Below are 22,145 nucleotides of genomic sequence, written 5' to 3'. Positions count from 1 at the left end.
CTTACGTCAGTGAGATCGTGATCGTATGGGTGCCCCACGATCCGATCCGCATTTTCTGCGCTGCTGTATCCCGGACCACTGTAGACCTTCCGACCAGGGCACCCTTCTTGTAGCTGTTTGCCAGCTTGGCCACCGTAATCGTGCCTGTTCCAATTGCCGTGATCCACTGATTCTCAAACGCCACGTCATCGCAAATCGTGACCTCCTGGCCGACCTTGAAGCCCTCTGTAGAAGCGACCGGGATAGTGACTGCCGAAGTGCTTGAGGCAAGGGCTGCGGTGCTGTACGTCTTCGTTTTATCCAACACCAGCACCGGATCGTCAAGGCCGTCATAGGTGTCAGCGAAACGCGCCTGCGCTCCGTCGACGTCGTGACTATCCAGGTCAAGATGGGCCTCAATCCTTGTTACCCGCCGTTCAAGCCGGTCGTAAAGTAAATAGGCTCCCTCAATGCCGTCCTCCATGTGATTGAGCCGGACCTCATCAACAGGCGTACCGGCCAGCACGTTGTATGCTGGCTCGATCAGCATCACACCTTTTGCAGCGAGCTCAGGGTCGGGGTGCGGCTGAATCGTATAGGCCCCTGGGAAATCCACTATTCGGTTGATATGCGTCTGCTTTTGATACCTCTCTATCACTGTTACTCACCTACCTTCCATTTCAGTTCTATCGGGAGGCTTAACGATACGGCTCTGGCTGGCTTGTACAGATTCACCGAGTCCTGCCAGACGATCTGCCTATTCTCGTCCCGGATCACCCGCTTTGTAACCATACCTGTTTCAGAGTCCTGGAGCCGAATCAGGAAATTCACTTTATTCGGACCTTGTCTGACTTTCAGGAGAGTGGCCGGTTTCATTTCGCCGTTTATTTCCACCTCCGCGCTGTCGAAAAGTGACTCAAGGCTGTTTGCTTGTCGTTCCAATGCGTGTTCGGTCAGCATAGATCGTTTTCACCTCCAGCGTAGAAGGAACCACAATAGAGGGGGTCATCGTAATAGATACCCCCTTTGGATGAAATGTGTTCAATTATGCCCAGGCGGTCAGCCATCCCAAAATCGTGGGTTTGGTGCCCTGGTTCTGCAGCCGTAAGAATCTCATCCAGTTTTATAAAATCGGCCGCTGATTTTTCTTTGATTTCCACTCGGTAACAGAACGGTCGGATATGCTTGATAACCTTGGCTGAGAGGCCGAAGTCTTCAGCAAACGCGATGACCTTACTCGGAGTTAAAACGCCGTTTGACCGCCGCTTGTTTAAGAGGCGTATCTGTCGATCGCGCAATGTATCCGTCGGGAGGGGAGGCTCGTTGTAAATCTTCTCCCACCGCTCGATCAGTAACTCTGTCGTATCAAGGGCCATTTCCCGCTTCATCTGTTGATGCCAGGCAAGCAAATCGTTCAGCTGCCGCTCGTATGCCTCCAACTCCCCGCTCGAAACAGGGTCGTCAAGGCTGTAAAGACCAGTGTCGGCCAGTTGATACCGGAGATCAAACAAGTGTCACCACTCCCGGCAGAGGCATCTCTGTAGATTTCAACGTGATCGGTGCAGCAGGCTCTTGCACGTCCGCAAACTGAGCTCCGGCGTTTATCAGGGCTGCTGCAATTCTGGACGGGTAAATGGTACCCCCTCCGCCTACAGTCGCCAGATAAGCCTTATATGCGCTCTCCGCTTGTGCCTGCGTAATGCCAGGTGCCTGTACTCGTAGGTTAACGACCACCGGTTCAGGGGCAATGACGCGGAAGTCTACGTTGATCGGCTCTCGATTCGGATCGGAGAGGTATGCCAACACTTCGTCCAGCTTCTCTTGGCTTGGGATGCCATCGCCTGATGTGACCAGCACATCCATTGTTCCTTCGCCGCGTGCGTTCTTGATGGCAGTGGCAGACGTAATCCCTGGTATCTTCTTGGCCTCTGCTTCTACCCACGCTGGCGAGCCGTGCCATTCTTCTTGCTCTGTCGCCTCGAAATATCGGGCCCGAATGGTCTCGTCGTCCTCCGCATCGGAACCATCCGCCGTGGCATCCAGGTTGGTCACGTAGTTTATCCCAGCTGGCGGTTGCCCGTAAAAGCCGATAATGTCCCCAGCTTGAATGTTCCCGTTCTTCCCCGGTACGATCGCTTGATATGGGACCTCTACTGTCAAGACATCAGGCGGCAAAATGGCGTCTGCAGTCGTTTCGAAGGTTACACCGTTCCGTGTGACTACCCTGGCCGACCCGGATGGGATCACGACCTCCACATCTACACGAGTCAGGTTAGGATCGCGGCGGAATTGTAATTTATGGCCCCGCGCCTGGGTTGCCGGCTTCTCAATAATCCCCTCTTCTTTGACGAGTACCCGGAGATGTTGGCCCGTGGCGGTGTCCGGTAGGTACTGATTGACGCCGATGGAACCGCTGACGTAGGATGCGTACAGCTGCCCGGCAATGGCAGAGGCCCGGATGTGAGCGTCACTGCCTGGCATGATGTCCAACTCAGGTACCTTCGCATTCCAATCAGACAAGATTTCTCTCAGGATCTGGTCAAAGGACTTGATAGGTACCCCGTTCAGTTCCTCCTCATATCTGATTCCATTGTGTTCAACTGCCATACGTGTCGCTCACCTCCAAATCCAGCATTTCTCCTCCGGGCAGCTCCACGGAAACGGCAAGGCTGTATTTGCCCTCCTCGCCCTCTGTCAAAATGACCGTGGCCACCCGGATAATCTCGCCCGCCTCAACCTCTGGTTGCAAGGCTTCCTCTGTGTATTGCTTCGCCGCGTCAGCTCTTCCTGATCGCTTCACTCTGCCAAGTGTATACAGCCTGCTGCCGGCCTCTTCGTAGCCCGGAATGGCCGCTATGCTCCGACGCATGATCAGACGGTTGATCAGGCGCTGCCGAAGCTTTTCTTTCTGCGTTCGCCATTTTTTCAAATTGCCAGAGTCGTCTAAGGTGTATCCGGCAGGGTGATTGATAACCGGGTCCATCTTACACGCCTCCTGTCTCGTGGTGATAGATATGCTCTGCCTCTACCGTCCACTTTTTCGTTTTGATACTGACCCCGTTCAGGTCAGAAGTCATGTCTGTGATCACATTGCCAGTTGCATCAACAGTCCTCCACTTTACACTGCCGTCCGTCTTGAAGTGGAGATACTGGACACAGCCGTCTTTCAAAAGGGCGCCAGAAGAAAAAATGACCAGATCACCTGGTCCGTAATCAGGGAGGCTACGGGCTTTCTTGGCCAACATCTCCAATGCTGGCTGTTCTTCTGGCCAATCAACCATAAGCCCCGGCCTGGGTCCTTCCTCTGTTTGGGTAAATAACACCTTGGCCCCGATTGGAGGGATTGCGTACACACCGGGCGGCAGCATCTGAAGAGAATCAATTGGGGTGCCTATTCCCTCTGTTGAAAGTACCGTGCCTTGTGCTGTTTTCTCCATCCGGTCTACTGTTCCTATTTCAACTGGCCATTCACCCTTGATTGCATCGTATACCTTGCTGCTCATCCGAGCACCTCCTCTATTGGCCGGCAGATTATCGTCGTTGTTTCCCCGCTGCTCATGGAGCAAGCGTAACGGACAGAAGCAATGACCCATTTTACTGTGTACCCGCGCGGCCCCCACCGGCGAATGATGGTTGCCCAGCGCCCCGGTCGGATTACCCGCGTTCCCTTAATCACAATCTCGATCTCATTGCTGCCGATCTTATTCCGGGCCATCCGCTCCTTGGCAGCCTTCTTTGTCTGCTCTCGTGTTTTGTGGCCGTTTACGACCATGCGCCGCTTAAAGCCTGCAGGTAGAGAGTCGTCTATAACCTTCTCCAACGGTTTCCCTTTCCCGGTCCCATAAGCCCACACTTCACGCTTGCGGCTGGCTCCCGACTTCCGACGGCGCAGTCGCAGATAAGGAATTTCCGACGAGCTTTGAGGGTTATCTACGAAGACATACTGTACATCCGTGGCAGGGGTGAACTTGCCAAGATACACCTTCCCGTCTAGCCGGTACAGACGGAGATCGTTCTCCAAGGCATGCTCCTCGATCGTGTCCCAACCGTTCTGGCCGATCCGAATCTGCTTACTGTCGATTTTTATGGTCGGCCCATTGTAAACAAACGGCAGGTCGAACTCCTTGAATATGCCGGCCGCCAGGTCCTTTAGGGTGATTGTCTTATGGGTAGTCGGGATTGCATCGTTCTCCAGGATAAAGACGCCGCTGTCTCTGCCGTCTATCCGGATCAGGTTGCCATTGTCCGGGGCATATGACTCGTCAAGGTCATCGATATAACCGCTCAGGATATCTTCCCGGCCGCCGCCCTCCAACTTCTCCGCATAGAGGGTCACTTTATCGCCAAAGTTGAACAGATCGGTGTAATTCCCCTCGACGTTCGCAATGTCCAGGACGAACCGATTTGCAGCTCTGGAAATGTCAATCGTAATATCCCAATCTGTGATACGGTTGACTTCCCACTTCGGGCCTTTTAGCGTTTCGAATACGGCTCGCAGAATCTTTTGCCAGGTATCATACACGGTTTTTCACATCCTTGATCGTCAGCTTGCGGCCCGGCTTCATATCCGACACGTCCACCCTGTTGTCGGCCATGATTTTTTTGAACTTCAGGGGATCTCCATAATAGTGTTTGGCTAAGCCCCATAGAGTGTCGCCAGATTTCACGATGTACACCACATCCCGGGACTGTGGCGCCGCTTCCTTGGTGGTTTTACTCGAGCCGCTGCCTCCACCTCCGCTGGATGAAGCAGCAGCTCCGTTGCTTGCCTCTTCTTGTTTGCTGGCTTGCGGCTGATAATGCTCCAAAAAAGTAAAAGAGTACGGTATGTCGCCCACCGTACCCTCTTCTCGTCGCCCTTTGAGGTTTACTATTCGGAATAACCGTCCTTCCACCGCAGTCCCGAGCTCGCTGCCAAATACTTTGCCAATGGCCCCAGTTTCTTGTAAAAACCAAAGGTTGTTCATTAGTATTTCTGGGGCTGGAGAAGGAACATCTGGCTCCAACAAAAAAATGCCACTGACATCTACACGCACCGAATTTCGGCCCATATCCTCCGTCTCCGCTCCCTGACGATGTGGGTATTTATGCTCGACTATAATCTTGGAGCTGTCAAACTCGATTCTTTCCGGGTTGTATGGCCATTTCATTGTGCCGCGGTTTGTTTCGAAAACAAGGGCCATTATTTTATCACCCCAAACAAAAAACGCCCTGTTTAGGGCGTCGACCTATTTTTTTGAAACTGTTAAAACTATCCAACCCAAGTCTTTCATGCTTGTTAATTTTATCAAATTGTTCTGGCTGGACTTTTCTATCGAATCGTTTGTGTTTACAATCTTTTCGAGACTTGATGTTACCCACTTGCCTACATCATCAGCAGATTCATTAGGCATGGACGTCTGTGCGAACACTGTTAATGCAGATACTCCACTTTTGTTATCACGTCTATCAGAAGGAACAAAGATCATCTCACCAAGTTCAAAATCAGCAGGATCACCAACAAATTTTACGGTTAGTCCGTTAAGCACATCAACAGCAGATGTTACTTGCTTTTTAGTAGATGGATCTTCGCTTGTTTGAAACTGAAATTCCCAATCTCCTTTATACAGCTGATGCTTGAAATTGGCCACACTCAACCCGGTGGCACTTTCGCTTTTTTGAGTGTTAGCTTGTTCTTCAGTTGAAGATGCTGTGTTACTGGCTTTCATCGATTCGATATTCTTCCCAGTAGAGCCGGTGTATGTTCCGATAACGAAGAGGATGGCAGATAGTAACGCCATCTTCATGATCGGCAAATCTCTTTTTTTGTGAATCGGTCTTGTTATCACTAAAACTGCAGCCAATACAAAACCAAGTATACCTATTATCTTCAAAAACTAGACCCCCTTGCATAACCCTATGAAACCTATTATCGCATTCCAAGAGTATGTATAGAGTAATTATATTCTGACATACCTCGACATCATTCGAGTTGTCGCATCTTTACAGCCTGCTGAGGTGTTAGCGTTCGGTTATCATAGGTTCTCCTGGCATATTCAGAAGCGCTTTCCATACTCACCTGAACTGATCGGTTATCTTCAACCAATACCTTTAAATTATGGTCAGAATGGACTGTAATTGGTTTTTCTTGAATTTTATTAAGATGTTCGAGAAGAGTAGGAATCAATGATATGCTGTTGGAAGAACCCGGATTATTAGGGCGGGTGATTTCGTCTAACATTTGCCTTTTGTAACTACTTCTTATGAAAGGGTCGTTTTCCATTTCTCTGATGTACTGAAGTCGATCGGTTCTCTCTTGGTTTAGAAGACGCTCCTCTTCACGCTCTTTATTGGCAGCACGAATGCTTTTTTTCTCGTATTCAGGACTTCTGAAATCCTCTCCATTTCGTATCGAATAAAATTCATTCAGACGCTTTTGTAGGAATACCTCCATATCACCACCGTTATATCCATTCAAAAGATATTGTGACTTTTTGGCAGCATTAAAGTTCGCTTCTCTCAACAACTCATCTGAGAATTCGGTGAGATATGGAGCATATTTTGTTCCTTTTTTACTGAGCAAAAATTCAACAACACCCTTTGTCTCTTTCGGATAGCTATGAATGTTTTTTTCTCCCGGTGGCAGGCTGATATCTTTTGCACTTTTTGGGAACCACTGTTCCGCACCTACGGGGCCATATTTATCATGAAAGTTCTTTGCTTGGTGTGTGTCCATGTAGTCCCCGTAAGATGTTAAACCCCATAACCAAAATGCTCCTATGCCTGCTGCCCCGACTGTGGCTTTCCAATTTCCGTTTTTCCACCAGTCTCCTTTCGGGCTTGTTCTGTTTTCAGGTATCGGTGTACCGTTCCCGGTGGTTGGATGTCTTCCGTTGGAAGGATTAGGCATTGGGCCACCTTTTCCGGAATTACCCTTGGTTCCTCCGTTTACTTTTTCACCATAAACATTAACAACATTGGCTTTAATAATCTTTGAATCATCCGTATCAACCTTGGGGCCGCTACCGTTCTTCTCCCCTGTGATGACCTCTTTCATGCCTTTCCAGCCATCCCAGATTTTCTTTCCAGTTTCAGCCACTTCAACACTTTTATTTAGTGCTGCAATAGCCGCGAGGAAGATAGCCGCATTTTTGGCGGCCGTGGCCAATCCCTGCAGCTCTCCTGGTAGATTTTCGATTTTTAGGTCTGTGGCATCAATCGCCAACACGATTTCATTAACCGCCCCAGTCACATCACCATTTAACAATTTGACAAGGGACTTGAACGTTCCCTCTGCCAGTGGGGATAATGCGACGCCGATCTGGAATGTGTTCGTTGCCAGATTCGAGAGCTGCTCAAATACTTCTGCAATCTCCGGGTTCAACTCTTTGCTCAAGAGTCTGGCAGACTCTTCAACGCCCTTGTTGATCTCATCAAAGCTGAACTTACCTTCAGTAGCCAGTTTCAGAAGTTGGGCGGTAGTTGCATCCAGAAGTGGATTCAGCGAGCGTCCAACCTTGCCCTGAATCTCCTCGATAGCTTTCCCGAGTGCTACCAGTTGCCCTTTATCAGTTGCCGCCCGATCGTCAGCGTACCGCTTCGTTATACCGTTGCTATTGCGTATGGTCTCGATGTACCCGAGAAATTCTTTGTAGTCGTCTCCGGCAAAGATTGTTCCGACAGAGGCCGCCTCTTTTCCAAACAACATAGAGCTGACTTCCATTTGCTCGTCAGATGTCATCGTGCCCATATACCGGTTGAGCAGCGCGGTTTTCCGCATGATCTTCTCTGTACCCTTGTTCTCCTTGGCGACAGAGCCGTCCTTCTCTACTGTCTGGTTGATTGCGTTGAAATCAGCCAGCAGCCTCTCGACCTTCTTCGCCAAAGCTGCAGACGAGGCGTTATCCAAGGCGGAGTCAGGCACGGTCAATTTGGTACTTTCCAAGAACAACGTTCTGAGTGCTGTACCGGCTTTCTCCCCGTCAACACTGATCTTTGAGAGTGCGACCTGCATGGCTTGCGTTACAGCATAGTCGACTCCGCCCATCGCATTGGCAAAGTCAGTATAGCGCTCTGCGTACAGCAAATCTCGCGGGTCAAGGGAAGACATGTCCACCGTCTGGACGAACTGGTCAGCAAGCTTCTGGAAGGTCTCAGGGGTGTATTCCATCTTGGCTGCTTCGGCTTTGTTGGCCAGATACTTGGCCGCCACATCCGGGTCGAGATCAGTAGCCTGGGCAAAGTCGGAAACCGTGGAGAGCGCGGCCATGACTTGCTTGGGGTCCATGTTGTTCTTGGCCAGCTCCGTGGCAATTCCGATCAGGCTCATGGTGTTGGCTTCGCGATCTGGTCGCAAACCTTCTTTGCTGATAAATGCCTGGAGTTCAGAAAAGTCTTTTTTGTAGGCAGCCTCGTTGAATTTTCCGTTTTCGTAATAGTTTGATTTGAGGACAGCTCCGAGCTTGGCAAACTCGTATTCCTTATCGACTTCTTTCTTTACGCTATGCGCTGCAAAACCGGTAACGGCCAGTCCGCCCACATAAGCTCCGCGGCGAATCTGGTCACCAACAAAAGATTGAAACCCAGCCGTCCCATGATTTAAGGCGTCGACCATCCCTCGCATTTCCCGTGATACTTCCACAACCCGCTGCTGAAGGGCCCTTACCTTATTTGCTGCCTGATCTGCAGCTCTCCCCCCGTCCCGGAACCCGCGTTCCATTTCACGACCGGCGGTTCGCGCCTTGTCATCCGTTTGTTCAAGCTCTTGATTGAGGCGTTTAATGTGGGCGGTGCCATCCCCAATCCTGCGGAGACGATCTCCTACCGTCTCCATCTCCCTCCCGGCCTTGCGGGTGGAGTCGCCAACCTGGTCCATGGAGGAGGTAACCTCGCGTCCAGTAGCACGGGTTTTATTCTGGATCACCTGCAGCTCGCTGGCGATCCCCTTGAATATCTGGCTGACATTATCGTCACCCGCAATAATAAACTCTACATCAGCTTTCTTCCCCGTCTGGTTGGCCATGGTCTCCCTCCTCTTCGCTCATGCCAACCTGGTCCATGGAGGAGGTAACCTCGCGTCCAGTAGCACGGGTCTTATTCTGTATCACCTGCAGTTCACTGGCAATCCCCTTAAATATCTGACTGACGTTATCGTCGCCCGCGATAATGAACTCGACATCAGCTTTCTTCCCCGTCTGGTTGGCCATGATCTCCCTCCTCTTCGTTCATGCTGGCTTCCAGCGCTGCTTCAATCCGCGCGCGTTCCGCTTCTCGTTCCTTCTCTTTCTTTTCCAAGAGACGACGTTGCTGTTCAATAAACACTTGCAGCTTCTCTTCCCGCTGCGGGTCGTTGACATTGTTTACCGTCTTCCCGCAGGAAGGGCAATTGTGCGGCTTTTGTACCCCTAGAGCCCGATCCGTCTGGCAGCTATCACACCAGGAGCGCGTCTCCCTGATTTGCTCCGCTGAGTGCATCACGTACAGCCAAAGCAGCTGCTGATCGTTAAGAGTACCTGATCCGTTCAGCGGTCTAAAATCGCCGACGTCCTTACACATCCGGTAAATCAGATACTCTCCACGGGCTTTCCCGCGGCGACGCCCTCAATCAGGGCTTTCACCTCTTCGTCTGAGATTGTGTTCAGCGTTTTGTAGTGTACGAGCAGTCCTTTGTATGAGGCCAGCAGCTGCCCGACCTCGACATCGGTGAAATGGTCCCGCAGCTCCGTGCCGTTAAAAAAGAATCGCTTTCCTTCTGCGTCCTTCAAAGCCATGGCCAGAATCTCCGTGTCATAAATAAACGAGTAAACGTATTGAGGCAAATCAGGATTACTGTTCAGGTATCTTTGGCTGTTGATCGATGCCTCCAGCTCTTCAGCACTCGTCAAAACGCGTAAAATAAAGACCGGGGCATCGCCTTCCCCGGTCTTGAAGCGCATTTCAGGAGGCTGACCGAGCCGCAGGACTTGAAGCTCCTGTGTCACGTTCATTGTTCTCTCCTACCTTCCTAATGCAGTTTTGGCCTTATCGACAGAGACTGGCTTTCCCTTGAAAAAGTCCCGGCGCTTGGTAGCCGTCAGGGTAATGCTTTCGTTCATGCTCTCAAGGTTTCCGCTCTCGCGATAGTTGTTGAATTTCAGCCCTGAGAATACGGTTTTCCATTCACCAATGTATCTGGTAATCTCCGTGCCAGGTGTCCGCAGCAGGATGTAAAGGGGTACAACATCATCCCCACCATCATCCACCACGATTCCAGTCTCCAAGGTAATAGTGTGGGAACGGGAACCTCTGGTTTGCCCGACGGCATCCTGTGTTCCGTACTCATGCCGAAGCTGCGAGTTGTTGGTCTCCTCAATGCTATGGCTTTGTATGGAATAAATCTTCTTGCCTTCATGCTCAATAAAGACGCCTTCGTTAGCGCCTGCAGCGTATTCACGTTTCGACATTCAAACCACCTACCTTTACTGTGCGCTTTGGGCAGACACTTCGCCCGTCACGCCAATATCAAGTTCTTTCAACCCTGCGATGATCCGGAAGTGATAATTTGCATTTGCTTTCCCGTTTTCATCAGGGTCAGGTTTGACAATGATTTCATCAGCATTCGGAGGGAATATCTTCTCTATACCAGGAGCAGCCTTTTCCTCCAGGGCTGAATAGATTGTGTCGGCAATATCCTGCAGACGATTCATCTTGATTCTGCTGTGCCTTGCTGCGATTCGCCCCTCGACAAATGTAACGATCTCATCCGCTGTACATACAACAGCCGGATCCTTCAACCCAATTTCGTCAGTCGACGGATTTATATAGCTCGTTGCCCCTTGGAAAATCTCAATTCGTGTACCGTTTCGGGCAAACGACATCAAGCCGGCTTCTGTCTGTGTACGGAGTGTATCCAGGTGTTTGACTTCCTTCAGTGTGAATCCATTGATCCGGATACCACCAAACGGCAGAGATAGATCACGTTCATTTGCGATTGCCGCCGTAGTTGCTGCAGCCGCCATAAATGCAGGCACAGCTTTCCCGGAATAATCGGCGAACACATCATCTACTACCCAAATCCGGTAGTGATCCGCTTTTTCCACCACATCCGCTTTCCCGCCGATAATAACAACCGCCGAAATAGCGTTCGTATCGCACCACGCAAGAAACTCCTTTACTTCCGCGATTACTGATTCTGTTGTCTCGTCGATGACAAAAAAGTAGACTCCTTCTGCCGAAACACCTTCAAGCAAGGCTTTTTTGTACGTGCCAGCCTCTGGCGTTTCCCCCAATCCAACGGAATAAACCGTTTGAGGACGTTGCATCAAGGCAGCGTCAACCATTTTTGTTGCATTTGTACCTTCGCCCAGCTGCTTTTCCGCGTCGGAGAACAGGCTGACTCGTGTTAAAGGCGCGGCAGTCTTTGATTTCCCAATCAAGACAATCCCGCGTCCAGTACCCGCCGCGTACATTGGGTTTTTCATCTGGAAATTGCTTCGTAGGATAAGTGCCAAACCTCATCCCTCCTTGTGATTTACTCAAATGAATGAGAGAGGCTGATCTCAGTGAATCCAGCCTCTCTCTTTTCCTTGGTCTTGATTCCCTTGTAGGTCAACTCGTAGATTGCTTGGGTTGCCCCTTCGTCTGCCGGTAGCTCGTGACTGCGGGCAAACTTGAGGACAAAGGCATCTTCGAACATAAAAGCATCCTGCAGGGCGTCAAAGATACGGATGCGGGTCAGTTCCCCGCCATACTTCCCGTACATTGGAATCCAACAGTATACGGAATATCCTTTGACGACCTCTGCACTCTTTTCAAAAACAAACTCGGACCGTTCCAGATCGATCTCTTTCAACCGCTCGTTATGACCGTAGCCTTTTGGGTTATCAAAGCCAGTATCCAATTCGAAAAAGATCACTGGGCGTTCAAGGGGAAGCTTGATCCTTTCGTCATCAATATGGATGTGATCTCCTTTGACCGCTGGCCGCCCAGCTGCACACCTGCAGAAGGACGGCAAGGCTGCTTTCATCATTTGCAGTATTTGCTCTTCAATCATGCCTTACCTCACCCCCTTCAGGTTCTTTCTGAGCATGGAACGACCAATCTCCCGGATACGGCCAGACTGGTTAAACTCTTGTACTGCTTTACCGATTGTTGGCCGCCCCTTCATCCGGATCGTCCCGTCATGAACGTGAGAGAAGTATCTGGCTATCTTGCTGTCACCGAACACCCGCCAGACTCCTTTCTTTACTCGCTCCCTGCGATGAGCTCGTCGGAATGTTCCTGTGTTAACAGATACCGGCCAGGGTGGATCTGACTTCCCTTCGTGCATGACTTCGCGATACCAAAGGTACTCGGCATTATCTTTGAAGTGCATGGCAATTCGTTTGCCGCCGTTTCGCACGCTGTCTCGTTTTGCTGTTCTGGCCTGCTTTGCCTTCCAGTCGGGATTCATGGGGCCGGACGCATATTCGATAGCCTTTTCGTGGATCTCCTCGGCAGCTTTTTCTGCCGTATCTTCAACCGCTTGTTGAACCGCCTGGCTGACACGTTGCATCTTTGTGAGCAGGCCGCTAAAGTCAACGTCAAACGACATGACTATTCACTCCTTACCAGTGCCAGCCATACTCCGATGTCATTACCTACCGGCACGGCCACCGGATTGTAAACGTGCCAGGTTCGACCTCCCCAATCAAGAAACTTGGTGTTCTCCGGAAGGTCTGGCGACAGCAACAGGTGGTCATTGTACTGAACGGGGCCAAGCTTCTCGATGTAATGGTTGTACATCTGTAATTCCTTGCGCGACATGGCCTCGTATGGCAGCACAAAGGCGTGGCCATCGACAGAGACTGATTCTGTCGGGAGATAGCCACGTTCATCACACATCGGCTCGGTGGGGTTTTTCTCATGCCATGATGAGTCTGGTTGCTGAAACGCTTGGGACCAGCACGGGCAGCGTGTAGTCGGCACTGGCACGACAATGTACTTGACCGCCTGCCCGCGCTTTTTGGCTTGCTTCAGGACATTCCTTGCGACCTTGTTCATAGGCTTATCCATCAACTCCACTGAAATATCCCACAAAAACGGGGATATCAAGTTTCAACCATGCTTTCATTTTGTCCCAACCGTTTGCAACCAGGTCTTTTGCGAGCCTGGCGATCTTGTCCGGGTCAGGCCCGAGTTTCAGAATGCTGATGTCCAGTATCCCGTCGATTGCGTTTTCCCCGGCCACGGCAAGCAGGTACTCGCCGGCACAAATCTCTTCGGCAGCGATCGGCAAGATGATGGCCAACGCCGGATCGGAGTCGGGAGGAACGGCTAACCGCTGATCGATGAGGGCACTTTGTTGCTCGATAATTGTTTGGATGCGTTTATCCTCATCGTCACCGATAATGACAAAGCGAGTCTTAATGGACTCTACCGTGCAGTACATTAAGCATCAGCGCCGTTCAGAAACTCATTGTAGAGAGCCACACGCTTCTCCTTATTGGAAATGGCATCGTCCTTTTCGTCGACAGCCAAGCCGAGGCCAACCAGTTTTTTGATTTGATCAGCTGCGCCCAGCTTCTCGAAATCCTCCAGCGAAAGTAGGGCCTCAGCAGGCTCATCATTCTGAGCTGGAGGTGCATCATTTACCTGCTCTTCTTTCACCTCTACGAGATGGCCCATGTTTTTGATTTGATCAGCTGCGCCCAGCTTCTCGAAATCCTCCAGCGAAAGTAGGGCCTCAGCAGGCTCATCATTCTGAGCTGGAGGTGCATCATTTACCTGCTCTTCTTTCACCTCTACGAGATGGCCCATGTTCAGTTTGGCCTTTACAAACCAGTCCGCTTCTGTTTCGGCAACAACTCCAGAGGGAAACTCCTGCTTTGTGTCCGGATGGATGTAGTGCCTATGGTCTTCAGTAGGCGTTACCTTGATCCTTTTCATGATCAACGCTCCTTTTTGAAAAATTAAAGACGCGCAACCGTGTGGGTTACGCGCCAGTATTCAGCACTTTACGTGCTTCTTTGTTCAAGATTTCAAATCCGCCTTCATAGGAGATGGCAGACAGCATGATCTGAGTATCAATCAGCTTGTCATGTTCCATCGTCAGTGGAGCAGCAACGATCCGATTCAGAGCATATCTGGTATCCAACCCAATCAACAGCTTGTCCGGTACATCATCACAACGTTCAGGCATTCCGCCAATCGTTTGCTCAACTTGTCCGGTCTTCGCATACAGGAACCCAGCCAGAGGATTACTGAACTCAGGCAGTGTAATGATGTCAGTATACAGGTCGTCTTTCGCCAGGAAGATATTTGGCTTGTAAGCCTGCTTGAATTTGTTTTTGAATCGGACGAAGGGTTTATAGGCAATTTGGTCAGGCGTGCCACCAAGGTCAGCACCAAGCTTAAATGTTTCGGCTCCGGATACTCCACCATCCCCATTAATCAACACTTCAATGGCAGCCAACACCTCATCCAGGGCCAACTGAGCTCCAAACTGCTGCAGTTGTAGGGAGTAGACATTGAGCTTTTGATTCCGAATCGCCTGGTAAGTCGCGTCAAGAACTCGACCGTATCGGAAAACCGTTACCTCTTTATCCCCAAGGCGAATTCTTGTACGCGGCATAGGGGCACCTTCCGCAACACGTTGAAGACGTGCTCCTTCGGGATCATGCTCCCATACTGCTGTTTTATAGGTATCCGACCCCGCGATATTCGTAGTGGTAGCGACAAGTTTGTTTATGATGCTGTTTTCTTCAATTCCCTTCCGGATGGCTGTTTCAATGAAGGCAGGGAAGAGAATGGAATGCTCTGTGGTTTCAAAAAACTTGCTGACCGGATCAGAGAAATGACCAAACGTCTTAATCCCGCGAACGGCTAATTGTCGCTGCAGAGCGGTCGTATTTTCGAGATCGCTGCCTTTGTACTCCGCGCTGGGGTCTAGGTCCTCCAATACGTCACATACGTGAATACTCTTCGCTGCAGCTTCTTGGAAGATCCCTTTTTCCAAATTTACTTTTTTGATTTTCGCTTTTGTTTTCATCTTCATTCCCCTTCCTGACGGGTGTGATTAAAGTTCTACCTGCACCTTGCCTGATGCCGCGTCTACGACTGAAACGAATCCACGTCCATTACCTTCCGCTCCGGCAGCCTTCACCTTGCCTTTTCCATCCACCACTACTTGTTGTCCGACAGTAATGGCTCCAGAGGATGGAACCTCTACGTTACCAAAGCATTCAACGCGGCATGTTCCATCCTTCTCAACACGGCCCAGTCGTCCCACAAATACATTTCCGTCACTGCCAAGCCCCACTTCATTATTTCCGATCATGGTGACAGCCTTGCCTACGTCAGCTCTCGTCAGCGTGGTTTTGAACGTACGCGAACGGTCAAAAACATCCTGGTTTCCTACAGCTCCAAACATGAATCTTTCCCTCCTCCTACCGTTACACGGTAAAATTCTTCATATCGATTTCCGACTCTTCAGATGATGGGTTATCTCCCAAGGCCCCCTTGGACTGCGGATCAGGCGGAAACCTCTTGTCTACTTTCTCCTGATAGGATTGCTTGATCTCAAGCAACCCATCAATGTCGGTGACATTCCGGAGAATGACTTCCAGCGTCTTGGTGTTCTCGTCCAGCATGCCGGCCATTTTGATAATTTCATTTCGGCTCTCTTCGAAGAACTTTTGACCAGCGGAAACCAGCGTCGCATCCGGCTTTTCCTTTTGAGCAGCCTCTAATTTCGCTTTGGTTGTTGCGTGCAGCTCCTTCTCTGATTGCAGATCATCTTCCAGGCCTTTAACTTTTTCCGACTGCTCCTTCCACCCTTTGACAATAGAAAGAGCGTGGTCGTCGTCTTTGACTTCCACGCCCAGTGATTTCAGAAATTCAATCAGATTCATGTCTGATTCGCCTCCTTTTAATCGCGCTTCCTTTTCATCATCCATTTTTTCACGTAGGGATTTCTCGATGCCAGCTCCCTGTTGAGCAGGTACCGCAACAAAACTGATTTCGTACCAATCAGACACGCCATTGATCCACGTAAAGCAGATTTCCCCATCATACTCGCGTCCTCTCAGGTGAGGACAGTTGCCGCCGAAGTAGTTTTGCTTGCAAACGGAGCACTGCAGTTCCTTGTATCCAAACCCCACGCTTACCTCTTTCAAGATGCCAGCGTCAATGGCATCGATGATTGGTTGTGTGTTTTCATTCTTAGGCATATAAGCCCATCCAACCAACTCATATTCACCATCTTGGGCTTGCCGAACCTCCGCCTTGTATACACGAGCCGTCTGACCGTAGGCACTCCAGCGATGGTCGAAGATAAAGGTAACTCCCTTCGCCAAGGCCACCATGTCATTAAGCGACTCTCTGGTGAAGCGATCCCCTTCTCGGTCCATACGCGTATGGCAGCAAAGAACCGGGAAAACATACAATTCTTCCGTGGTAAACTCACGCCGTGTCATGCTGTTGATAATAGCTAAGTCCCCTGTGGATACGCTTTTTGTCTCCACTGCAAGACGTGCAGCAATGCTCTTTCTCAAATGATTTTGATTCACCCCTGTTCACCTCCCTTCCCTTTCCCTTTTGGTCTGCCGCCGCCCGGTCAAAGTAGTCCAGTTTTCCTGCATCTCGCGCTTCCTCAGCAGTCGAAATGGTAACGGCCATCTTCCGACAACGACAGTGCGGGTGTGTATCAGCTACAGTACGCGGCGAATTACGCAACGGAAAAACGCTGTTGGCGTATGCGCGACATTTATCGCAAGCATCCGGGGAAACAATCCACTTCACATACTCGATTTCCTGAGCTGCATACTCTTCTTCGGAAGCCCGGTCAAACATCATGGCCGCTTCCGACCGCCCGAGTCTTCGCCAGTACCATCGCGGAGCATCTAGCTGCTCGCCAAGCTCCCGTTGCAGTGACGTTGCCCACTGCTCAGGATTATCCCCCACAGCCGCGTGCCGCTCCATAATGTCTATGCAGGCGTCTCTGATTTCCCCGGCTTGCGTGACTACACGGGCCATACCCTCTGACCGTAAAGTCCGTGCATACGTTGCCCCAGGGTCATACCTGCTAATGACAGAGGCGTCGGGGTTAATTTCCCTTCGGATGTCCTCAATCGCCGACTCAAAACCTGCAATAGCTGCCTGCTGGAGAAGAGCGTCATAGATAGAAAGTTGACCGCCGTTACCAGCAATCATTTCTGCCAAGAATTCATTTATCTCCTCTTCAACAACAGATCGCAGCTCGGTCAAGTCAATAGACTTAGATGCTTTGCTGGGAACAAGCCTTTCCTCCATAAACGAAAAAAGACGTTCTCTGATAGACCTCAGCTTACGGATAGCCACGGTTTCAAACGACTTTGCAATACGATCTATTTTCTTCGTATCCCGTTCTTTTTGGGGGAGCCTCTCAGGGTCAATATCGCCGTCAGAATCCTTTGTTGCCCGCTTGAAAGCCTTCCCCCCTCGCTTCTTTTTCCGAGCTTCGATCATGCTTTGAACGACCTCTGGTTCAATGTACCCCTGCTCCTCAAGATCTCGTGCGATCATGATGTTTTGCAGGCGCTGTCCCTCAGCACGAGCATTCGTCAGCTCTGCATTCGCTATGCCTTCGATATCCGCCAGAGAAACTTCATCCCAAACAATTTCATAATCAAGGGGATACCCACGGAATCGGCACCACCAGTCAATGACATGTGTAATTGCCGGGGTAACCATTTCTCTCCAGTCATCAATTAGCGAGGTCAGAATATCCGCTTGGGTCTTGGACATTGATTCCCGGGAAGACCAGGAAAAGCCGAACACGAACGGCGGCAGTCCTGTTTTGGCAACGATTTGTTCCAAGATGTTCCTTACCGGGATCTCCATATCCAACTGTTTCGCATCGGCCCCGACAACCGAAACCTTCACATACGTTCCAAAGAAATCTTGTACCTTGCCTGCTCTCGTTTTGGACATAGCCTCTGTCCATGACTTCTTTGTCTTATCGATAAATTCTTGTGCATCTTTCGGGGCCACTCCGTCAGGGAAATTAAATTCAAGGCTGTATTTTAAGTCCCCGAAGCGTTCCCAGTTCCGGCCTGTTGCATAAAAGACGGTCAGCAGAATATCTGCAAGAAACGGCAACCCTGTCAGCAGTCCCTTGCCGTATGGATTCTCGGGCTCCGCCTCATATGCGGAGTAGACGATCCAGTCCTGAATGGGGTACGGTACGGGTTCAGGTTCCATTTGCTGATGCTCAGCCAAAATAAACTCCGTAGGGTCTTCAGTGTTTTTTACCACCACGATTTCCCCGCTGATTGGCAGCAACGAATAGATATCTGACCTCGATCTGTAGGGCACGATCTCGGCAGCACTAAACCCGTTTTGAAGCAGAGAATCCACAAAGGAAGAGACGAAAACGTTAAATCCTTTGCCGACCTTGCCTACCTTCACGCCTTTGGCCCAGTTATCCCATTCCTTCTGCCTTCGGGAGTTTGGTGCCCCAAATTTTATTTTTGGGCTACCGATCAACCGGCGCAGGTTTTGAATTCCTACACCGATAATGGGGATGCCATCCCGCATTTGCCGGTAAAGCTTCACCTCTACTTGATTCGGTACGTATGACCGCAGCGCATCAAACGGGTGAGCTCCACCGCTTCGCGTTTGAACACTGGAGTGATTCTGCCCCTGCCCTCTATTACTTTTCCGACGCCATGGAAGCCAGTCAAATAATCCCACACCTTCACCTCCTCTCTGCCAAACGAATGATTACAGGCTTTTAATGACAAATGGGCCTCGAACACCGGCACTGAATCGCTCTGCTGCTTCCAATGCTTGATTAACCCTTTTCATCGGTCCAACTCCTTCTGATGCGTACAGAGCGCCTAAGGCAATTAGGTCGCCACAACCCACAGCTGCGAAATTATCGTCAGGAATGCCAACCTGATAGTCGCATTCAACCGTGTACAATTTGCCCCTGTACCCTATCAGAAATGTGCCAGCCCTTTCTTCTCCATTGTCATTGCGGGCATATCCGCCCTGTTTCAAGCAATTCCGCACCTCATCGATGAAGTCTGTCACTAGGTACTCGTAGTCCGATACCTCTGGACGATGATATGGTGGCTTAAACCGGCAGCGAAGCAGTTGCCCCATCCGGAATGAAGAGGTAAACCCCATTAGGAATTCACCGTTGATGAATACTTTTTCGTCGGCTCGGACGGTCAGATTGTATCCAGATACTCCAGCACTATCCCCGCCCATGTACACCTTGCCGTTATGTACCAAACCAACAATACAGGTCATCTTTCTCAACTCCTACAATGATTATGAAAAACGAAGAAAATCGGAGTAATGGGAAGATCGTTCTTTTCAGCGTGTAATGCTGATTTGCCCAGGCCCCAAGGACATTCAATACCCTTTCAAAATGGAAAAACCCCCGAAAACTGCTGATTTTGGCCGAATTTGAGGATTTCCATAATAGCTATCATCGCGTGGCTGTACCAGTAAATAAGAGTGGTTTGTCAGCTCGTTTGTCCTCGATTCCATACCGTAGCGCAGCCATCGCATCGTCCATAAATTCAACAGGCTCATCAAGATAGAAGCCACTTTTCTTATCTTTCTTCCACTTCCATTGTTGAATTTCTTTAATTGTGTTAGAACAATTCGGATGAATATGGATTTTCAATCGCTTCAAGAAATCGATTTGAGCCTTCACGCTTCCAGGTTCTTTTTTGACTGCTCTGGCTGCAAATCCTCGTTTTCTCCACGTTTTGATGCGGTCAGGTTCGGCAGAGTCACACCACATGGTCAAGCTCTTGTCGAATCCTTTGCTTTCAGTTATTGCAATGATCTCGTCAGTATCCTTTTCATGAACATAAACTTCATCGCAGACATACAATTCTCCATCTTTCCACCCTAGCAACAATATCGCATTTGCGTGATTAAAACCGAAGTCTTGGCCAAAATTCATGCTGTCGAAGCGTTCGAATGCGGTGTCAAACTCATGCACCTGGTAGTTGTGCAGGATCAAGCCGCCCAGCTCGCCCCACTCGCCGAGGCCGTACACCCGATAGCCGTCAGGGTCCTGCTCTTTCCTCAGCATCATGCGACGATGGTAAGCCTCATCAATAAATCGGTTATGCAAGTACGTAGAGTGATGTGTAAAGATGTCTGGATGCTCGATATCAAAGTATTTGCGCTTGATCCAGTGGCTGGCCGACACAGGGTTAAAAGTAAAGGTGATCTGATAATACAGATCCGGATTCGGTAACAGCCCGCGCAGACGGTCGTCCAGGATATCGACATCCGACTCCTGCAGTTCGGTTGCCTCTTCCACCCAAATCCATGTCAGCTTGCCGTGTGGGAAGTTGATCGACTTCAACTTTTCACGGTCTCTGGCATCATTTACCCCACGGAAAATGATGCTATTGCCCGTTATCTTTGATTGCAGAGACAGGGGGGATTGTCGGATCTCCCAAAATTCCTCGGCCCGGCTGCCAAAAATACGGTTAATCGCGCCGACCAGCTCAGCAAAGGTACTGTTTCGGTTCGTCTCGTTGACCTTCCGAACACAAAGCAGATTAGCGCCCTTATACATGGGATCGGAAAGTTTGACAATATAATCCTGAGCGATGTTTACTGACTTGCCGGACCCTGCACTCCCTTTTAACGCCCGGTATCGTTTACGGGTTTGGTTGGCCGGGCGGAAATGAGCATTGAATTCAACCGTTACCGCTGTCATGACTGATCATCCCCATAGTTGATCTGGATAACAATCCCCTTATCATCAGTATTTGGCCCCTGTAACTTGCCAACCTCCAGCTTCAGCTTCTCAACCCTCAAGCGGTCCTCTTCCGTCATAAACCCGAGGTACTTTTCCAGCGCGGCCAATGCTTTAATCTTGTCATGGAGCTTAACACTAACGCCATCCTTGCCTTGTTTGACTTCACTTATTAGTGTGCCGTCTACCTCTTCGCTGCTTCGGAAAGCGACAAAGTTTCGTTTGTACGTCATATGCTCGCCCGTCTTCGGATCAAGTATCGGGGCCCCTTCTTCTGTGAACATGGGGACGTCCTGCTGACCGAACTCCACATACTCAGAAATGTCTGCAAAGGCGATCTTCATGTATTCCGCGATGATACGCTGTACACTCACTCCAAGGTCGTCCGCCATCGCTTCCTTCTGTCGCTTGATCTCGGCTTGAATCTGAGGTTTTCTCAAGTTCTCCCAGCCAATAGCATAGGCTGTTTTCTTGCTGTAGCCGACTGCCATTGCAGCGCGGGTGGCATTGAAATCTCGGAGGTACTCCAAAACAAAAAGCCTCTGCTTTTCAGTCAGAGACCCCTCTTCATTTTCAAATTCAAGAGGATGTTCGCTGCGTTCCTCTACTTGTTTGGAACGTTCCGTTTCTTTAGGAGCGTTCCGTTCCAATTGATTGGAGCGTTCCGTTTCTTTTAGAACAGCATTTGGTTTCATGGGTGCCGGTACGGGACATTCTTTTAAGAACACCTGCCGTGGCACGCTGTCTTCGTATGGGCCGACGATACCATTACGCTCCATCTGCTCAATGAGCCTTGCTGCTCGTGTGTACCCTATTCGTAAGCGACGCTGCAGGAGGCTAGCAGATGCTGCTTGTGCTTCTACAACGATGTAAACAGCCTGATTATATAGTTCGTCGTCTTCAACCATCGTTTCCGCAACTGAGAGCTCCGAGAGAATACTATTTGGTAATTCCCATTGGTCTTTGTTCTTCCAACCCCGGACAGTACCCTCAGCGATCCCCAACTGGTCAGCGATGTCCTTCAGTTTGATATCACCGTTAGCCTGCTTCCATATCTCGAATGCCTTTTCTCGGTTCGGATCTCTTGCTCGCGCCATTACCTCATGTCACCCCACCTCCAAGTTTCTGGGTAACAAAAAAGAGCCTAATTTGGCCCTCTTTCTTAAATTAAGTATTTAAAGAATGCATACGCTCCGCCAAAAATGGATGCCATAATCAAAATCCTATTGAGCGGATATGGGAGCCTTTTGAATAAGAAGAAACCTACTGTACCAGCAAGAACCATGCAAAGAACCATTGTCCACAACATACTAGCGAGCGGCCCTGTATCCACGCTAAGGTCTAGTGCCAAGTCATGTCACCCCCCGATACTATCATGGGGGATTTTCCCTGCCCTGTCTACAACCCCGGCAATAGATATAAGAATAAAGAATATTGCCAGCCCAAAAATCGCTGT

At 50.0% G+C, this 22,145-nt stretch carries 27 protein-coding genes; all 27 read right to left on the bottom strand.

The window, feature by feature from the left end:
• Position 1: 1 nt before the first annotated feature.
• Positions 2 to 637 carry an integrase gene (locus Q3F21_RS18230; RefSeq protein ID WP_340256181.1) on the bottom strand — a complete coding sequence of 212 codons (636 nt, stop codon included), beginning with the start codon at positions 635 to 637 and terminating at the stop codon, positions 2 to 4.
• 2 nt (positions 638 to 639) lie between these two features.
• Complete coding sequence (locus Q3F21_RS18225; RefSeq protein ID WP_340256178.1) at positions 640 to 939, bottom strand: hypothetical protein; 300 nt, start codon at positions 937 to 939, stop codon at positions 640 to 642.
• A complete protein-coding gene (locus tag Q3F21_RS18220) occupies positions 933 to 1,490 on the bottom strand; it encodes a putative phage tail protein (RefSeq protein WP_340256175.1) in 558 nt (185 codons plus the stop codon). Before Q3F21_RS18220 ends, Q3F21_RS18225 begins: the two co-directional genes overlap by 7 nt.
• Positions 1,483 to 2,586, bottom strand: coding sequence for a baseplate J/gp47 family protein (locus Q3F21_RS18215; protein ID WP_340256172.1), 1,104 nt, complete (start codon positions 2,584 to 2,586; stop codon positions 1,483 to 1,485). Before Q3F21_RS18215 ends, Q3F21_RS18220 begins: the two co-directional genes overlap by 8 nt.
• Positions 2,576 to 2,962 carry a hypothetical protein gene (locus Q3F21_RS18210; RefSeq protein ID WP_340256169.1) on the bottom strand — a complete coding sequence of 129 codons (387 nt, stop codon included), beginning with the start codon at positions 2,960 to 2,962 and terminating at the stop codon, positions 2,576 to 2,578. Before Q3F21_RS18210 ends, Q3F21_RS18215 begins: the two co-directional genes overlap by 11 nt.
• Position 2,963: 1 nt before the next feature.
• Positions 2,964 to 3,482: a hypothetical protein gene (locus tag Q3F21_RS18205; RefSeq protein ID WP_340256166.1), complete on the bottom strand. Its 519-nt coding sequence runs from the start codon at positions 3,480 to 3,482 to the stop codon at positions 2,964 to 2,966.
• Positions 3,479 to 4,501, bottom strand: a complete 1,023-nt coding sequence (locus Q3F21_RS18200; protein WP_340256163.1) for a hypothetical protein — start codon at positions 4,499 to 4,501, stop codon at positions 3,479 to 3,481. Before Q3F21_RS18200 ends, Q3F21_RS18205 begins: the two co-directional genes overlap by 4 nt.
• Positions 4,494 to 5,129 carry a LysM peptidoglycan-binding domain-containing protein gene (locus tag Q3F21_RS18195; protein WP_340256202.1) on the bottom strand — a complete coding sequence of 212 codons (636 nt, stop codon included), beginning with the start codon at positions 5,127 to 5,129 and terminating at the stop codon, positions 4,494 to 4,496. Before Q3F21_RS18195 ends, Q3F21_RS18200 begins: the two co-directional genes overlap by 8 nt.
• A gap of 78 nt (positions 5,130 to 5,207) precedes the next feature.
• Positions 5,208 to 5,852, bottom strand: a complete 645-nt coding sequence (locus Q3F21_RS18190; protein ID WP_340256160.1) for a hypothetical protein — start codon at positions 5,850 to 5,852, stop codon at positions 5,208 to 5,210.
• Between the two features lie 89 nt (positions 5,853 to 5,941).
• Complete coding sequence (locus Q3F21_RS18185; protein WP_340256157.1) at positions 5,942 to 8,980, bottom strand: phage tail tape measure protein; 3,039 nt, start codon at positions 8,978 to 8,980, stop codon at positions 5,942 to 5,944.
• Positions 8,952 to 9,164, bottom strand: a complete 213-nt coding sequence (locus Q3F21_RS18180; protein ID WP_340256154.1) for a hypothetical protein — start codon at positions 9,162 to 9,164, stop codon at positions 8,952 to 8,954. Before Q3F21_RS18180 ends, Q3F21_RS18185 begins: the two co-directional genes overlap by 29 nt.
• Complete coding sequence (locus Q3F21_RS18175; RefSeq protein ID WP_340256151.1) at positions 9,136 to 9,513, bottom strand: hypothetical protein; 378 nt, start codon at positions 9,511 to 9,513, stop codon at positions 9,136 to 9,138. Before Q3F21_RS18175 ends, Q3F21_RS18180 begins: the two co-directional genes overlap by 29 nt.
• A gap of 8 nt (positions 9,514 to 9,521) precedes the next feature.
• A complete protein-coding gene (locus Q3F21_RS18170) occupies positions 9,522 to 9,944 on the bottom strand; it encodes a hypothetical protein (RefSeq protein ID WP_340256148.1) in 423 nt (140 codons plus the stop codon).
• 9 nt (positions 9,945 to 9,953) lie between these two features.
• The gene (locus Q3F21_RS18165; RefSeq protein ID WP_340256145.1) at positions 9,954 to 10,400 is read right to left on the bottom strand and encodes a hypothetical protein; all 447 of its coding nucleotides are present in this window, start codon (positions 10,398 to 10,400) and stop codon (positions 9,954 to 9,956) included.
• A gap of 15 nt (positions 10,401 to 10,415) precedes the next feature.
• Positions 10,416 to 11,447, bottom strand: coding sequence for a hypothetical protein (locus Q3F21_RS18160; RefSeq protein ID WP_340256142.1), 1,032 nt, complete (start codon positions 11,445 to 11,447; stop codon positions 10,416 to 10,418).
• 20 nt (positions 11,448 to 11,467) lie between these two features.
• The gene (locus Q3F21_RS18155; RefSeq protein ID WP_340256139.1) at positions 11,468 to 11,989 is read right to left on the bottom strand and encodes a hypothetical protein; all 522 of its coding nucleotides are present in this window, start codon (positions 11,987 to 11,989) and stop codon (positions 11,468 to 11,470) included.
• A 3-nt stretch (positions 11,990 to 11,992) separates the two neighbouring features.
• Positions 11,993 to 12,529 carry a hypothetical protein gene (locus tag Q3F21_RS18150; protein WP_340256136.1) on the bottom strand — a complete coding sequence of 179 codons (537 nt, stop codon included), beginning with the start codon at positions 12,527 to 12,529 and terminating at the stop codon, positions 11,993 to 11,995.
• 2 nt (positions 12,530 to 12,531) lie between these two features.
• Positions 12,532 to 12,978, bottom strand: coding sequence for a hypothetical protein (locus Q3F21_RS18145; protein ID WP_340256133.1), 447 nt, complete (start codon positions 12,976 to 12,978; stop codon positions 12,532 to 12,534).
• 4 nt (positions 12,979 to 12,982) lie between these two features.
• The gene (locus Q3F21_RS18140) at positions 12,983 to 13,366 is read right to left on the bottom strand and encodes a hypothetical protein (protein WP_340256130.1); all 384 of its coding nucleotides are present in this window, start codon (positions 13,364 to 13,366) and stop codon (positions 12,983 to 12,985) included.
• A complete protein-coding gene (locus Q3F21_RS18135; RefSeq protein WP_340256127.1) occupies positions 13,366 to 13,863 on the bottom strand; it encodes a hypothetical protein in 498 nt (165 codons plus the stop codon). Before Q3F21_RS18135 ends, Q3F21_RS18140 begins: the two co-directional genes overlap by 1 nt.
• Positions 13,864 to 13,909: 46 nt before the next feature.
• Positions 13,910 to 14,965 (bottom strand): phage major capsid protein, encoded by a 1,056-nt coding sequence (locus Q3F21_RS18130; protein WP_340256124.1) that lies wholly within the window; start codon positions 14,963 to 14,965, stop codon positions 13,910 to 13,912.
• A gap of 27 nt (positions 14,966 to 14,992) precedes the next feature.
• Positions 14,993 to 15,346: a hypothetical protein gene (locus Q3F21_RS18125; protein ID WP_340256122.1), complete on the bottom strand. Its 354-nt coding sequence runs from the start codon at positions 15,344 to 15,346 to the stop codon at positions 14,993 to 14,995.
• A gap of 22 nt (positions 15,347 to 15,368) precedes the next feature.
• Positions 15,369 to 16,484, bottom strand: a complete 1,116-nt coding sequence (locus tag Q3F21_RS18120) for a hypothetical protein (RefSeq protein WP_340256119.1) — start codon at positions 16,482 to 16,484, stop codon at positions 15,369 to 15,371.
• Complete coding sequence (locus Q3F21_RS18115) at positions 16,378 to 18,648, bottom strand: hypothetical protein (RefSeq protein ID WP_340256116.1); 2,271 nt, start codon at positions 18,646 to 18,648, stop codon at positions 16,378 to 16,380. The genes Q3F21_RS18120 and Q3F21_RS18115 overlap by 107 nt, the downstream gene beginning before the upstream one ends.
• Positions 18,649 to 18,678: 30 nt before the next feature.
• Positions 18,679 to 19,212 (bottom strand): hypothetical protein, encoded by a 534-nt coding sequence (locus tag Q3F21_RS18110; protein WP_340256113.1) that lies wholly within the window; start codon positions 19,210 to 19,212, stop codon positions 18,679 to 18,681.
• A gap of 181 nt (positions 19,213 to 19,393) precedes the next feature.
• Positions 19,394 to 20,650, bottom strand: coding sequence for a PBSX family phage terminase large subunit (locus Q3F21_RS18105; RefSeq protein ID WP_340256110.1), 1,257 nt, complete (start codon positions 20,648 to 20,650; stop codon positions 19,394 to 19,396).
• The gene (locus Q3F21_RS18100; protein ID WP_340256107.1) at positions 20,647 to 21,786 is read right to left on the bottom strand and encodes a terminase small subunit; all 1,140 of its coding nucleotides are present in this window, start codon (positions 21,784 to 21,786) and stop codon (positions 20,647 to 20,649) included. The genes Q3F21_RS18105 and Q3F21_RS18100 overlap by 4 nt, the downstream gene beginning before the upstream one ends.
• Positions 21,787 to 22,145: the final 359 nt, after the last annotated feature.

It is taken from the genome of Brevibacillus borstelensis (genome assembly GCF_037834415.1).
GTDB classification, from domain to species: domain Bacteria; phylum Bacillota; class Bacilli; order Brevibacillales; family Brevibacillaceae; genus Brevibacillus; species Brevibacillus borstelensis_A.
This window is presented reverse-complemented; position numbering and strand designations above follow the sequence as displayed.

Coding starts and splice junctions, on each gene's coding strand:
- Q3F21_RS18225 (WP_340256178.1), bottom strand. CDS start 939: ATGCTGACCGAACACGCATTGGAACGACAAGCAAACAGCCTTGAGTCA.
- Q3F21_RS18215 (WP_340256172.1), bottom strand. CDS start 2,586: ATGGCAGTTGAACACAATGGAATCAGATATGAGGAGGAACTGAACGGG.
- Q3F21_RS18210 (WP_340256169.1), bottom strand. CDS start 2,962: ATGGACCCGGTTATCAATCACCCTGCCGGATACACCTTAGACGACTCT.
- Q3F21_RS18205 (WP_340256166.1), bottom strand. CDS start 3,482: ATGAGCAGCAAGGTATACGATGCAATCAAGGGTGAATGGCCAGTTGAA.
- Q3F21_RS18195 (WP_340256202.1), bottom strand. CDS start 5,129: ATGAAATGGCCATACAACCCGGAAAGAATCGAGTTTGACAGCTCCAAG.
- Q3F21_RS18185 (WP_340256157.1), bottom strand. CDS start 8,980: ATGGCCAACCAGACGGGGAAGAAAGCTGATGTAGAGTTTATTATTGCG.
- Q3F21_RS18180 (WP_340256154.1), bottom strand. CDS start 9,164: ATGGCCAACCAGACGGGGAAGAAAGCTGATGTCGAGTTCATTATCGCG.
- Q3F21_RS18175 (WP_340256151.1), bottom strand. CDS start 9,513: ATGTGTAAGGACGTCGGCGATTTTAGACCGCTGAACGGATCAGGTACT.
- Q3F21_RS18170 (WP_340256148.1), bottom strand. CDS start 9,944: ATGAACGTGACACAGGAGCTTCAAGTCCTGCGGCTCGGTCAGCCTCCT.
- Q3F21_RS18165 (WP_340256145.1), bottom strand. CDS start 10,400: ATGTCGAAACGTGAATACGCTGCAGGCGCTAACGAAGGCGTCTTTATT.
- Q3F21_RS18155 (WP_340256139.1), bottom strand. CDS start 11,989: ATGATTGAAGAGCAAATACTGCAAATGATGAAAGCAGCCTTGCCGTCC.
- Q3F21_RS18150 (WP_340256136.1), bottom strand. CDS start 12,529: ATGTCGTTTGACGTTGACTTTAGCGGCCTGCTCACAAAGATGCAACGT.
- Q3F21_RS18145 (WP_340256133.1), bottom strand. CDS start 12,978: ATGAACAAGGTCGCAAGGAATGTCCTGAAGCAAGCCAAAAAGCGCGGG.
- Q3F21_RS18140 (WP_340256130.1), bottom strand. CDS start 13,366: ATGTACTGCACGGTAGAGTCCATTAAGACTCGCTTTGTCATTATCGGT.
- Q3F21_RS18135 (WP_340256127.1), bottom strand. CDS start 13,863: ATGAAAAGGATCAAGGTAACGCCTACTGAAGACCATAGGCACTACATC.
- Q3F21_RS18130 (WP_340256124.1), bottom strand. CDS start 14,965: ATGAAAACAAAAGCGAAAATCAAAAAAGTAAATTTGGAAAAAGGGATC.
- Q3F21_RS18125 (WP_340256122.1), bottom strand. CDS start 15,346: ATGTTTGGAGCTGTAGGAAACCAGGATGTTTTTGACCGTTCGCGTACG.
- Q3F21_RS18110 (WP_340256113.1), bottom strand. CDS start 19,212: ATGACCTGTATTGTTGGTTTGGTACATAACGGCAAGGTGTACATGGGC.
- Q3F21_RS18105 (WP_340256110.1), bottom strand. CDS start 20,650: ATGACAGCGGTAACGGTTGAATTCAATGCTCATTTCCGCCCGGCCAAC.
- Q3F21_RS18100 (WP_340256107.1), bottom strand. CDS start 21,786: ATGGCGCGAGCAAGAGATCCGAACCGAGAAAAGGCATTCGAGATATGG.